At 58.3% G+C, this 12,416-nt stretch carries 12 protein-coding genes; all 12 read right to left on the bottom strand.

Annotated features, from left to right (window positions below; genetic code table 11):
- Window positions 1–15: 15 nt before the first annotated feature.
- The 12 genes from lpxB to tsf all read right to left on the bottom strand — a co-directional run bounded on the left by lpxB (window position 16) and on the right by tsf (window position 12,345).
- Window positions 16–1,215 (bottom strand): lipid-A-disaccharide synthase, encoded by a 1,200-nt coding sequence (lpxB, locus tag OOZ53_RS01195; RefSeq protein ID WP_271087452.1) that lies wholly within the window; start codon window positions 1,213–1,215, stop codon window positions 16–18.
- On the bottom strand, window positions 1,212–2,111 hold the full coding sequence (locus OOZ53_RS01200) for an LpxI family protein (RefSeq protein ID WP_271087453.1): 900 nt from the start codon (window positions 2,109–2,111) through the stop codon (window positions 1,212–1,214). Before OOZ53_RS01200 ends, lpxB begins: the two co-directional genes overlap by 4 nt.
- A 5-nt stretch (window positions 2,112–2,116) precedes the next feature.
- Entirely contained in the window at window positions 2,117–2,929 is an 813-nt protein-coding gene (gene lpxA / locus OOZ53_RS01205) for an acyl-ACP--UDP-N-acetylglucosamine O-acyltransferase (protein ID WP_271087454.1), read from the bottom strand.
- Window positions 2,929–3,405, bottom strand: coding sequence for a 3-hydroxyacyl-ACP dehydratase FabZ (gene fabZ / locus OOZ53_RS01210; protein ID WP_271087831.1), 477 nt, complete (start codon window positions 3,403–3,405; stop codon window positions 2,929–2,931). Before fabZ ends, lpxA begins: the two co-directional genes overlap by 1 nt.
- 67 nt (window positions 3,406–3,472) lie before the next feature.
- Window positions 3,473–4,462: a UDP-3-O-(3-hydroxymyristoyl)glucosamine N-acyltransferase gene (lpxD, locus tag OOZ53_RS01215; RefSeq protein WP_271087455.1), complete on the bottom strand. Its 990-nt coding sequence runs from the start codon at window positions 4,460–4,462 to the stop codon at window positions 3,473–3,475.
- 99 nt (window positions 4,463–4,561) lie between these two features.
- A complete protein-coding gene (bamA, locus tag OOZ53_RS01220; RefSeq protein ID WP_271087456.1) occupies window positions 4,562–6,886 on the bottom strand; it encodes an outer membrane protein assembly factor BamA in 2,325 nt (774 codons plus the stop codon).
- Between the two features lie 247 nt (window positions 6,887–7,133).
- Entirely contained in the window at window positions 7,134–8,267 is a 1,134-nt protein-coding gene (rseP, locus tag OOZ53_RS01225) for an RIP metalloprotease RseP (RefSeq protein WP_271087457.1), read from the bottom strand.
- A 23-nt stretch (window positions 8,268–8,290) separates the two neighbouring features.
- Window positions 8,291–9,130 carry a phosphatidate cytidylyltransferase gene (locus tag OOZ53_RS01230; protein WP_271087458.1) on the bottom strand — a complete coding sequence of 280 codons (840 nt, stop codon included), beginning with the start codon at window positions 9,128–9,130 and terminating at the stop codon, window positions 8,291–8,293.
- Window positions 9,130–9,825 (bottom strand): isoprenyl transferase, encoded by a 696-nt coding sequence (locus tag OOZ53_RS01235; RefSeq protein ID WP_425499077.1) that lies wholly within the window; start codon window positions 9,823–9,825, stop codon window positions 9,130–9,132. The genes OOZ53_RS01230 and OOZ53_RS01235 overlap by 1 nt, the downstream gene beginning before the upstream one ends.
- Window positions 9,826–9,913: 88 nt before the next feature.
- Window positions 9,914–10,474: a ribosome recycling factor gene (frr, locus tag OOZ53_RS01240; RefSeq protein WP_271087460.1), complete on the bottom strand. Its 561-nt coding sequence runs from the start codon at window positions 10,472–10,474 to the stop codon at window positions 9,914–9,916.
- Window positions 10,475–10,605: 131 nt separating this feature from the next.
- On the bottom strand, window positions 10,606–11,328 hold the full coding sequence (pyrH, locus tag OOZ53_RS01245; RefSeq protein ID WP_271087461.1) for a UMP kinase: 723 nt from the start codon (window positions 11,326–11,328) through the stop codon (window positions 10,606–10,608).
- A gap of 93 nt (window positions 11,329–11,421) precedes the next feature.
- Complete coding sequence (tsf, locus tag OOZ53_RS01250; RefSeq protein WP_271087462.1) at window positions 11,422–12,345, bottom strand: translation elongation factor Ts; 924 nt, start codon at window positions 12,343–12,345, stop codon at window positions 11,422–11,424.
- Window positions 12,346–12,416 lie beyond the last annotated feature (71 nt).

Below are 12,416 nucleotides of genomic sequence, written 5' to 3' on the forward strand. Positions count from 1 at the left end.
CGGAGGCGGAAGTCTTCAGCCTTCGCGGTTCTTTTCCACGAGTTCAAGCACGACGCCCGCCGCAATTTCCGCCGGCGGGCGGCTGGCGCGCATGGTGCGGCGGACATAGTCGAAACCGTGCAGCATCTCGTGGCGTTCCGGGGACAGATGGAGCAGCCGCTCCAATCGACGTGCGATCAGGCCGGGCCGGATCATCTCCTGCATATATTCATTGATCAGGGGATAGTCGGCTATGAAATTCGGCAATGCCGCCGTCCAGGCCGTGATGCGGTGGACGATGAGTTTCGATAGCGCATCGACCCGATAGGCCGAGATACAGGGCACACCGATGAGAGCCAGTTCCAGAAGAACTGTCCCTGATGCCGCCAGCGCCACGTCCGCCTCTTCGAATGCCTGCCATTTTTCCTCGGCGGTCGCAGTGACGCGGACCGGTATCTGCCAGTCCGCGACCGCAGCCCTGACACGCTCCTCCAGACGCGGCAATGTCGGAATCTGGAACCGGACCTGTGGCATGCGCTCGGCCAGAACATGCGCCGTTTCCCTGAAGTCCGGAAGCAGCCTTTTGAGTTCTCCGCCACGTGACCCGGGAAGGATCAGGCACAAGGGAGCCTCCGATACCGGCTGTGACTGCGAAATACTGTGGGAACGCCGCGCCATCTGGCCGGTTGCCGCCGCAAGCAGAGAAGCGTCCGAGGCAAGCCGGTGACCGACATAGGTCAATGGCGGTCCGCCAAGCTTCGATACGACATCCGCCTCGAAGGGAAATATCGACAGCACGTGATCGACATAGTCCCGCATCCTGGGCGCCCGCTCCGGCTTCCACGCCCACACGGTCGGGCAGACATAATTGACGATCGGGAGGTTTGGCAGCACCTTGCGCACCCTGGACGCGACACGATGGGTGAATTCGGGACTGTCAATGATGACAAGCACATCCGGCTTCGCGGCTATGATCGCGTTGGTGGCTTTACGCAGATGGCCGAGCAGTCTGGGAAGCTGCGCTACGATCTGTCCGACACCGATGATCGAAAGATCGTTGTAGTCGAACAGGGATACGAGGCCCTGGGCGGTCATCGCCTCGCCGCCAACGCCCACCAGATCGATGGGCCGATCTCCGTTGGCGTTCAACGCGGCGATCAGGTCCGCGCCAAGGAGGTCGCCGGATGGTTCCCCGGCGATAATGGCCAGTTTGAGAGGCGGTGGAAGCTCCTTCATGTTGAGCTGTCCGTCGAGAGAGTGGCCGGGTTTTCCCGATCAATGCCGACGACGAACAAGCCGCGCCGATCGGCTTCCTCGATGACGGTTTCCCGTTCGAGAACAAACGCCCTGCCCGCATCGACAGCGATGCCCGAAAGCCCTGCGACGTCAGCGTTGCGGACCGTATCCGGACCGATCGAAGGCAGATCCGCGCGCAGGTCCTGTTGCGGCTTGCACAGTTTCACAAGGACACCCTTGCGCGTCGCGGAGATGCGCCCGTTTGCGCGCATCTCCGCGACCCGCGCCAGCATACCGTCCGTTCCCTCGGCCCCCTCCAGCGCCACGATGCGCCCGCCGACCGCCACCGCACCCTGGCCGACATCCAGCGCGCCGAGCGCATTGGCTGCCGCGCAGGCGGCGGTGATGTTCTTCACGTCATTGGCGCCGGGTTTGCGCTGCGTGATCGCTCCGTATTCGGCGAGCAGACCCGGAACGACCTCCTGGGCACCGACAACACGACAGCCGGCGGCTTCGATTATGGTGATGACCATGCGCAACAGCTTATCGTCGCCGCCGCTCGACAAGGCTCTCAGGATTGCCGGAAGGAAACGGACAAGGCGCAACGGTCCGCGCAGTTCAAGGAGTTCGGGGCGCCGGTTGACGCCACCCGACATGACAACCCGGTCAATCTTCTTTTCCTTGAGCAAGGCGTGGATCCGCGCGGCATCTCCCAGCCCGACGCTCACCTGTTCGAACTCTGGCGGAATGTCGTTCGCCTCTCCCACGAGGCCGATGATGAAGGGATCGTCTCCCTGGTCCCGCGCCGCCCTTGCAATATCGAGCGGCAGGCGCCCCCGGCCGGCGATGATGGCCAGGCGTGCCTCGTTCCGCTGCGACCGGCCGTCGGGCTTCATGGCGTCTACGCCCTTTTTTCCTTTGCCGCAGAAGCAAGTCCGCGATGGCTTTCACCATCCATGAATGAAAACAGATCCGCAAGAGCCGGAACGTTGTCGAATTCGTGCCGGATGGCCTCCAGATTTTGCCGCACAGTACCCTCGCCATGGAAAATCCGCTTGAAGGCACGCCGAACCGTATGGATTTCGGCCTTGCTCATCCCGGAACGCGACATGCCGATAACATTCAAGCCTCCGAGGATGCCGGGATTGCCGTTGAGCATGCCATAGGGAATCACATCCAGCGAACAGGCTGCAAGGCCGCCTACGAAAGCATGGTGGCCCACGCGGCAAAACTGATGTACCGCAGCGCCACCGCCCATGATAACACGGTCACCGACCGTCACATGTCCGCCCAGCATGACGTTATTGGACAAAATGACATGGCTTCCGACATGGCAATCGTGGGCCACATGAGAATATGCGAGGAACATTGAGTGATTGCCGACGGACGTCACGCCACCGGCGTCGGGCATGCCCGTGTGCATGGTGACACCCTCGCGGATTAGGCAATCCGTTCCGATGCGCAGTTCAGTCTCTTCGCCCTTGTAGTTGACGTTTTGCGGCTCCGCACCGAGAGCAGCGCCATGAAAGACGGCGGTGCGTTCGCCGATTGCGGTCTTTCCCGTGACGACCACGTGACTCATGAGCCGAACACCATTGTCGAGCGTCACATCCTTGCCGACGAAGCAGAAGGGTCCGATCCATACATTCTCGCCGATGCGGGCGCCATCTTCGATGACGGATGATGGATGTATGCTGGCTGATGCAGCGATCATTAAGCGGTACCTTCCTGTTCGTCTTTCACCAGCATCGCGCCCACATCTGCTTCGGCTACTTTTGTGCCATCGACGATGGCCTCACAATGAAATTTCCAGATGGTCCCGCGCTGTTTCAGCTTCTTGACGTGATATTCGACGCGGTCACCTGGAACGACCGGTTTTCGAAAGCGCGCGTTGTCGATCGTCATGAAGTACACGACGCTCGCTTTCGATTCCTGGGTGCGGGCGCAGATCGCACCTGCAGTCTGCGCCATGCCTTCAATCAGAAGCACACCCGGCATCACCGGATTATCGGGAAAATGTCCCGTAAAGTGCGGTTCATTGACGGTTACATTCTTGATGCCGACAGCGGAATTGTCCGCATCGATGTCGACAATCCTGTCAACCAGCAAAAACGGATAGCGATGCGGCAGCAGTCGCATAATCTCCGAAAGATCGACACTTTCCAGTACGGAGCTATTCTCGTCACTCATTTGCCGTACCCTTTTTCTTCCCTTTCTCGCCAAAAGGCTTTGCGTTCAATTCAGCAGATACTTTCGGTCACGCTCGGGCAGGACCAGCCGGATTCCCGCTCCACCTCGCGCCGGCCGGCACATCACCAGCCACTGTACTCATACTTGCTATCATCGCCTCGTCACCGATATTCAAGTGGCTGCCCACCCCTGTATTGCCTCCGATAACCACCCGGTCTCCGATCGATACATTGCCGGAAATACCAGCTTGACCGACAATTGTGCACAGGCGTCCGACACGCACGTTTTGACCTATGCGCACGAGGCTGTCGATCCTGGTTCCCTCGCCGACCACAGTATCGTCCAACGTTCCCCGTTCGACGGTCGTATTGGCGCCTATTTCAACGTTGTCCTGCACAATGACGCGTCCGATCTGCACAATACTATTCCCGCCCGAACCGCTTTGCCCACCGGACAAACCGCCGTGACCGATCCTCGCACCGCAATGCAGGATGACACCGTTGCCAATGAGGGCGTTCTGTACGCTCACACCGGAGCCGATGTAGCAGTTTTTGCCGACACAGCATCCAGGTCCAACAACAGAGCCCGATCCGACTATTGTTCCGGCACCGAGTCTCGCGTCGGCGCCGATGACCGACCCGGCCTCGACCGTCACCTCTTGTTCCAGATGGGCCTGTGGATCGATGGCGGCTTCCGGCGAAATCCCCTTAACGCCCATCGGCGGGACCGGCCGCAGCGCGTCCGGATATAGCAGCGCGGCTGCAAGTGCAAATGCAGCCGGAACATCATCCGCGATCAATGCCGAACAACCGGAAGGCACATGCACACGGAACCGGTCTGGACAGATTACGGCCGATGCTCTTGTGGCGGAAAGCAGATCCGGATGTGTGTCTGAGCCAATAGCTGAAACGTCACCCACCGAGGCTGTGGAAAGCGAAGCGGCTCCGGAGATGATCGTGCTATTGGATGCCGGTTCGGATTGCCGCGCTCCGATCGCGTCGGCAAGCTCGGATATACTGACTCCACTGTGGCGGGGGAAAAAGCGACTATCTACCATCTCTACAACAATTCAGGGCCCGTCATTCTGTGACAGGCCCTGCCGCTGGGTCGTGAACCGGGCGCTAGATACGCTGGATACCGGCCGATATGTCTACGATCAGAACCGTCCGGCCGTACCGAAGCGGAACACCTGTGTTTCGTCAAAGGACTCTTTGGCGACCGGGAAACCGAAATCAAGCCGGAACGGTCCGAATGGCGAAGACCATATAAGGCTGGTGCCGACCGATGCACGCCACTGCATGTCCAATCCGTTGACGACCGCGCCGCCCAGATTCAGGTCGTTGCCATAGAGGGTCGCGGCATCCGCAAAGACCGCTCCGCGCAGGCCAAAGTCGCGCGGAAGAACCGGTATCGGGAAACCGACTTCGGCAGTGGCATTGAAGTAGGTCGTGCCGCCAAGCGCATCCCCATTGGTATCGCGCGGACCAATACCCTGGCTTTCGAAGCCACGGATGGTCTCGCCACCGATAAAGAGCTGGTCAAATACCCGTAGATTGCCCGAAGTCGATGCGACATATCCGCCACCGACGCTAACCAGACCGATGATGTCGCCGTAGTCGGACAACGGACGGTAGTAGCTGCCTTTTGCGGTCACCTTGACGAACTGTGCATCACCGCCCAACCCGGCAAATTCACCGGTCATGCGGGCAAAGATACCTTCGCGCGGCAGCCTCTTGTCGTCAATCGTATCGTAGATGATCGAGCTCGAAATAGACGACTTGATCCAGGGGCTGTTGTCGATCGCATCCTGAATGGGCGCGGAGAAGCTCGCACCTGCTTCCGGATTGTATTCTTCCTGCGAATAGTTGTACGCAAGGACTGTCCTTACCCGATCCGTAATCGGCGCGGCCACGCGGAAGGTTACGCCCAGCGTCTCGATATCGTAGCCGTTTTGGGAGGTGTCCTCGGTTTTCGCAACATCAAAGCCCGCTGCCAGCCTATAGCCAAGGAAATAGGGCTCGGTGAAGGAGAACGTATAGGTTCTAGTATTCTCACCACCGCCCACGGCGACCTTGATGAACTGGCCGCGACCAAGGAAGTTGCGCTCCGATATCCCCAGCTCGGCTGTTGCGCCCGAAGAACCGGTCGAGTAGCCGGCACCGATGGAGAATTCACCCGTTGCCTGATCGCGAACGTCAACGACTATGACGACCCGGTCCGGTTCCGAGCCGGGCTGCGTGGTGATGTTGACCGACTGGAAATAGCCCAGCGCCTCGAGGCGTTTCTTCGCGCGGCGGATCAACACCTGATTGAAGGCGTCGCCTTCGCTTATGTCGAACTCGCGACGAATGACATAGTCGGCGGTGCGGGTGTTGCCGCGTATCTCGATGCGTTCGACATAGGCCCGCTGCCCCTGATCGATCAGGTAGGTAACCGAAATTGTCCGATTGACGAAATCGCGGTTTCCGCGCGGGGTAACCTGTGCAAATGGGTATCCATCCGCTGCCGCAGCTTCGGAAATGGATATGATGGATTCCTCCACCTTCTCAGCGCTGTAGACCGCGCCTTTCCGGCTGGCCAGATGCCGCTTGACACGTTCGGCGTCGATGCCGGCCACTGTGCTTTCGACTTCGATGTCACCGAAGGAGTAGCGCTCGCCCTCGTCCAGAGTGATGGTAATCACATAATCGTTGCTCTCGGGATCGAGATCGGCCGAAGTCGAAATGATTCGGAAATCCGCAAAGCCGCGATTGTAGTAGAACCGCCGCAGCAATTCTTCATCTGCCTGAAGCTTGTCAGGATCGTAGACGTCCTTTCGCGAAAGGAAGGAAAGGAAACCCGACCGCTTGGTGGCAATGACATCGGCCAGACGGCCATTGGAATAATATTTGTTGCCGACGAAGTTGATCGTCGCGATCTTGGTGCGTCCGCCTTCGTTTATTTCGAAGGCGACATTGACCCTGCCGCCGCTCAGATTGACAACCTGAGTGGATACTGTCGCCTCGCTGCGGCCGATGCGGTCATAGGCTTCCTTAATCGCTTCCGCATCATATTCGACAGTCGTTTCACTGTACGGCCCAAGCGGTTTGGACTGGACAAGCGCCTCAAGCTGCTTGTCCTTTATCTTCTTGTTTCCGTTGAAAACAACCTGGTTGATGATCAGGTTCTCATCAACGGTCACGATCAGGCGGTTTCCACGCCGATCGATTGTGACATCCGAGAACAGACCCGTGGCGAACAGGCGCTTCACGGACTCATCAATATCGGAGTTGTTGAAATTGACGCCGGGCCTGATGGTGATGTTGCCCCGGATCGTCTCCGAGTCAACGCGCTGGTTTCCCCGAACCTCGATCACGCTGACCACAGCGGCCTGTGCGGCCACCGTCGAGCCGAAAAAGGCTACCCCCGCCCCGCTCACGACAACACACATTGCGAGCGTTAGCGCGGTTACCGCGCCCAGTAACTTTGAACCGGCCTTCATTGGCGTCGTTTACCCTTTATCCCAATGTCCCCAGAGCGAACCGAAAGGCGATTCCTGCCTCCCCGCCGTTTTACAGTGTTTTGAGCCACAAGCAAGCCATTGAGTTGATTTCTGTTTACTATCTGTCAACAAGTGGCGAAATCGCAACGTACACACCGAAAAACATCTAACAAAATGTTACGAAGTTTTACGCCTGCGCGAGCGACTCAAAACTATTCGTCTAATAATAACAGAAACATGGCGATTGCTAGCCGAATAACATTGTAACGTCGTTCCAGGTGGCAAAAAGCATCAACATCAATACCAGGCTGAGACCAATCTTGAATGCCACTTCCTGGGCTTTTTCGCCAACCGGTTTCCCCCGGATTATCTCGATCGCATAGAACACAAGATGGCCGCCATCGAGCATTGGAATCGGCAGCAGATTCAGGAAACCGATGGATACCGAAAGCACTGCAGCCAATTGTAGCAGCGCGCCGACGCCAAGCGTCGCCACCTGACCGGAAACCTGCGCAACCCTGATGGGCCCGCCAAGCTGATCCGCTTTCTCGCGCCCGATGATAATATTGCCGATATAGCCAACCGATCTTGCAACGATGAACCAGCTCTCTCCAACGGCCGCTCCAACCGCCTGTAGCGGGTTCAGTTCCTGTCTGCGGAAATTTGCGACGGATGAGTCGGTGACCACGCCGATAAGGCCGACCTCCATCTTGTTGCCGAACTGGTCTTCGATCTCGGAACGCTGCGGCACTATGGGCACATCAAATGTGCTGCCGCCACGGTCGACCGTCAGGACAATCTCGACTTCGGGCCGGGGCGAAACATAGCGTCGAATATCCTCGAATGTGGCTACAGGCTTGCCGTCGATCGCGGCGATAATGTCGCCCGGCAGCAACCCGGCTTCCTCAGCGGCGCTGGCCGGTTGGACCTGTGCGACGACGGGGTCGGCTACCGGCCTGCCGTAGATGCTGAACATCACGGCAAATATGACGATGGCCAATATAAAGTTTGCCACTGGACCCGCGGCGACCGTAGCGACGCGCTTCCAAACATTCGCACCCAGGAATGATTGTTCGCGCTCCGAGTCAGACATTCCGGAAACAGCATCGAAGTCGGGAGCACTTGCGGCGTTTTCATCGCCATAGAACTTGACATATCCGCCCAGCGGGATGGCCGAGAGCTTCCATCGGGTTCCGTGTTTGTCGTTGAAACCGACAATCTCCGGTCCGAAGCCTACCGAGAAGGTCAGGATGCGGATGCCGCACCAGCGCCCGACCAGATAGTGCCCCATCTCGTGAACAAACACGACTAGGGTCAGCACGATCAGGAACGGCACGATGTAGCCGACCAGAAAGCCGTAGATAGATGCCAGATATTCCATGCTATGCGTCCGTCGCTAATATTTCAGGGGCCAAGCAGTTGCAAAGCGATACCGTTGCCTTCACCCGGCGACATTTCATTGCCGGGCAGCATTGCCCCGATGACATACGCTGCAAAGGCCGCAAAGATAACGCTGTCAACGCGATCCATCACACCGCCGTGCCCCGGTATTATCGCACCGGAATCCTTTACGCCAAATTGTCTTTTGAAATTGGATTCGAACAGGTCACCGACTTGTCCGGCCAGAGACAACAGCACTGCGAGCAAGGCGGCCCACACGATTCTCGTATCGGTCATAATCTTGGCAGCGACAACGCCGGCTACAACGCCGCCCACCAGACCACTGGCAAAGCCAGACCAAGTTTTCTTCGGTGACATTCTCGGCGCCAGTTTCGGGCCGCCGAAGCGGCGCCCACCGAAATAGGCAAAGGTGTCTGTTGCCCATACGACGGCAAACAGGAAAATCACCACGGCAAATCCATATGTGTGCGAATCCCGCAATTCGGCAAATGCCACCCCCGAAAAACCCGCATAGATCAATCCGGCTGCGGGCCAACCATCCAATCCATTCAGGGATCGCATCAGCAGGCAAAGGGCGGCGCCCGCCGCTGCAAGGGCCAGGCCAAGGCTGCCCCAACCTGCCAGAATGCACAGTCCCGTCGCGGCAATGGTGCAGGCGCCAATCGCCCACACCGCAGTGCTCAGCGACTTTGTCTGCACGATCCGAAACCACTCGAAGAAAACAAGCGCCATGAAGACGGTCGCGAGCAATTTGAAACCGAGGCCGCCGAACCAGGTAACGGCTAGAACCGCAAGCCCCAGCGTGACGCCAGATGCTATGCGGACCAGTAATTCTCTGCTCATCAGGAGCCCAGAGCCAGGTCTTGCTCGGCCACCGCGCCAAAGCGCCGTTTGCGACCTGCATATTGCCGTAGCGCCTCCTCAAAATCGGCGCGGCCGAAATCAGGCCAGAGGCATGGCAGGAAAACGAATTCCGCATAAGCGGCCTGCCAAATCAGAAAATTCGAGATACGCTGCTCGCCGCTGGTGCGAATGACCAGATCCGGATCGGGCACATCGGATGTGTCCAGTGCCCTGCTAAGGGCGTCCTCATTGATGCTGGACGGATCGATCTCTCCGCGCGCCGCCTGGATCGCAAGCAGTCGTGCTGCGCGGGTGATGTCATCCCGGCCTCCGTAATTAAATGCGATGATGAGCTCCTGCGCGCGGTTCTCGCGCGTCAATTCCTCCGCTTCTGTCAACAGCGACAGGATATCGGATTTGAGCGATTTCCGGTCGCCAATGACGCGGACACGCACATTCTCGCGATGTAGTTCCGCAAGATCGCGGCGCACAAAGATCTTGAGCAGGTTCATCAGATCATTGACTTCGTTCTGTGGCCGCCGCCAATTCTCCGACGAGAACGCAAACAAAGTCAGATATTTGATGCCCAACTCTCCGGCGGACTTCACAGCCTGCCGAACCGCCTCGACACCCTTTCGGTGACCGGATGTGCGCGCCTGGCCGCGTTGCTGGGCCCATCGTCCGTTACCATCCATTATGATGGCCACATGTTGAGGCGTGTTCAACGATCGACCTCTGCTTGATCCTTCTAGACGGAAAGGTGTCACGGAATCACGTGACACACTAAACCTGCATGATTTCCGCTTCTTTGTCACTGAGCAGCCGATCGACTTCAGCAATCATCTCGTCGGTCAACTTCTGCACCTCATCGGCCTGAGTATGACTCTCGTCCTTGCTGAGGTCCCCGTCCTTTTCAGCTTTCTTGAGCGTATCCATACCATCCCTGCGCACATGTCTGATGGCAATGCGGCCATTTTCCGCATAGTTGTGCGCCACTTTCACCAGTTCCTTGCGGCGTTCCTCGTTGAGCTCCGGCAAAGGAATACGCAACGTACTGCCATCGGTGACAGGATTGAGGCCAAGGTTGGATTCGCGAATGGCCTTTTCAACCGCCGCCACCATCGACTTGTCCCAGACGGATACCGTGATCATGCGCGGTTCAGGCACCGAAATGTTCGCAACCTGATTCAGGGGCATCTTAGAGCCGTAGGCGTCAACCGAAACCGGATCAAGGACATTTGCCGACGCCCTGCCCGTCCGCAAGGCGGATATGTCGCTTTTGAATGCCGAAATAGCGCCCTCCATCCGGCGCCTTAGGTCGGCAAAATCTGCACCATCACTCATGATCTGATCGTCTCCACTTTACTCCGAGTCGGCCGCAGCCGCCCGATAATACACCCAACAGGCCTAACAGTCCTGTCCGAACAAGTACAGAATGGCACAACAGGCCCCTATCGCAGGTGTACGAACAAACGTCAGCTGTCATTGACGACAGTCGCGCGCCCCGCGCCGTTCAGGATCGCGGTGAACCCTCCCTTTTCGTGGATCGAAAACACGATAATCGGAATCGCGTTTTCCCTGGCAAGGGCGACGGCGGCAACATCCATGACGGCCAGCCCCTTTTCCAGAACCTCGTCATGGGTCAGTGTTTCGTAGCGCTCAGCCTGCGGGTTCGTTTTCGGATCGTCGGAATAGATACCGTCGACCTGTGTGCCCTTGAAAATCGCTTGCGCGCCCATTTCAGCGGCGCGCAGGGCTGCTGCCGAGTCGGTGGTGAAAAACGGATTGCCGGTACCGCCCGCGAATATGACGACCCGCCCCTTTTCCAGATGGTGCAGTGCTGCGCGCTGCGAGAAACTCTGACAGATTTCCGGCATGGCTATGGCCGACAGGACTTCGGTCGCCACGCCAAGCTTGCGCAGCGATGTTGCAAGTGCCAGCGCGTTTATCACCGTCGCCAGCATGCCCATGTGATCGCCCGTTACGCGATCGCCACCCTTGGACGCAACGGCGACACCCCGGAAAATATTGCCGCCTCCGACGACGACGCCGACTTCGACACCCATCGTATGCGCCTCGGCTATATCAGCTGCGATGCGGTCGGCGACAGCGACATCAATGCCGAAGCCCTGTTCGCCCATCAGGGCTTCTCCGGAGGCTTTTAGAAGAACACGCTGGTAGGTGGGCTTTTGTGACATGGTCGATCCGTCGTTGAACTGAAAGCCGGATACACGAAGGGCACCGCGTTGTCACGCGATGCCCCGGCATTTTCACCTGTTATTGAGGCTTAATCAGCCATTGGCGGCTGCAGCAACCTCTGCAGCGAAATCGCTCTCTTCCTTTTCGACACCTTCGCCGAGCTGGAAGCGGACAAATCCGGCGACGGTGATCGGTGCCCCGGCATCGGCCTCGGCCTGTTTCACCGCGGCTTCCACGGTCAGATCAGGATTGATGACGAAGCTCTGAGACATGAGCGCAACTTCCTCGAAGAATTTGCGCATACGGCCCTCAACCATTTTTTCGATGATGTTGTCCGGCTTGCCGGATTCACGTGCTTGTTCGATGAAGATCGCGCGCTCGCGGTCGGCGACATCGGCATCGACATCGGCAGACGTTACGGCAAGCGGATTGGTGGCTGCGACGTGCATGGCAACCTGTTTGCCGATTGCCGCCAATGTGTTGGCGTCGCCCGATGATTTGAGCGCAACCAGCACGCCCAGCTTGCCAAGGCCTGTCGCGACGGAGTTGTGAATGTAACTGGCAACGACGCCCTCATCTACGGAAAGTGACTGGCTGCGGCGCAGGTTCATGTTTTCGCCAATTGTGGCGACCGCGTCGGTGATGCTGTCAGCAACTGATTTACCGGTCGCAGGGTATGTCGCGGCGGCCACGGCTTCCACCGTTCCGTCCGTGGACAAAGCGACCTCGGCCACACCGCGCACGAGATCCTGAAACGCATCGTTTCGTGCAACGAAATCGGTTTCCGAGTTGATCTCGACAACCACGGCCTTGTTGCCATCGGCGGCAACGCCCACCAGACCTTCGGCCGCTGTGCGACCGGATTTCTTGTCCGCCTTCGCGATGCCCTTGGCACGCAGCCAGTCGATGGCCGCTTCCATGTCGCCGTTGTTTTCGGCCAGCGCCTTTTTGCAGTCCATCATGCCTGCGCCGGACTTTTCGCGCAGTTCCTTAACCTGAGATGCAGAAATGCTCATCTTTGCCTCTTGCAAGAGTGCGGCGCACCGAACGCCGGTGCACCGAGTTATCATGGTTCCAATACAGATTC

Origin of the sequence: Allohoeflea poritis (assembly GCF_027889715.1) — a bacterium.
Lineage (GTDB): Bacteria > Pseudomonadota > Alphaproteobacteria > Rhizobiales > Rhizobiaceae > Hoeflea_A > Hoeflea_A poritis.

What these genes read in the sequence shown, in the direction of transcription:
- lpxB (WP_271087452.1), bottom strand. Translation starts at nt 1,215, where the DNA reads ATGAAGGAGCTTCCACCGCCTCTCAAACTGGCCATTATCGCCGGGGAA.
- lpxA (WP_271087454.1), bottom strand. Translation starts at nt 2,929, where the DNA reads ATGATCGCTGCATCAGCCAGCATACATCCATCATCCGTCATCGAAGAT.
- tsf (WP_271087462.1), bottom strand. Translation starts at nt 12,345, where the DNA reads ATGAGCATTTCTGCATCTCAGGTTAAGGAACTGCGCGAAAAGTCCGGC.
- fabZ (WP_271087831.1), bottom strand. Translation starts at nt 3,405, where the DNA reads ATGAGTGACGAGAATAGCTCCGTACTGGAAAGTGTCGATCTTTCGGAG.
- bamA (WP_271087456.1), bottom strand. Translation starts at nt 6,886, where the DNA reads ATGAAGGCCGGTTCAAAGTTACTGGGCGCGGTAACCGCGCTAACGCTC.
- OOZ53_RS01200 (WP_271087453.1), bottom strand. Translation starts at nt 2,111, where the DNA reads ATGAAGCCCGACGGCCGGTCGCAGCGGAACGAGGCACGCCTGGCCATC.
- OOZ53_RS01235 (WP_425499077.1), bottom strand. Translation starts at nt 9,825, where the DNA reads ATGGATGGTAACGGACGATGGGCCCAGCAACGCGGCCAGGCGCGCACA.
- rseP (WP_271087457.1), bottom strand. Translation starts at nt 8,267, where the DNA reads ATGGAATATCTGGCATCTATCTACGGCTTTCTGGTCGGCTACATCGTG.
- pyrH (WP_271087461.1), bottom strand. Translation starts at nt 11,328, where the DNA reads ATGTCACAAAAGCCCACCTACCAGCGTGTTCTTCTAAAAGCCTCCGGA.
- OOZ53_RS01230 (WP_271087458.1), bottom strand. Translation starts at nt 9,130, where the DNA reads ATGAGCAGAGAATTACTGGTCCGCATAGCATCTGGCGTCACGCTGGGG.
- frr (WP_271087460.1), bottom strand. Translation starts at nt 10,474, where the DNA reads ATGAGTGATGGTGCAGATTTTGCCGACCTAAGGCGCCGGATGGAGGGC.
- lpxD (WP_271087455.1), bottom strand. Translation starts at nt 4,462, where the DNA reads ATGGTAGATAGTCGCTTTTTCCCCCGCCACAGTGGAGTCAGTATATCC.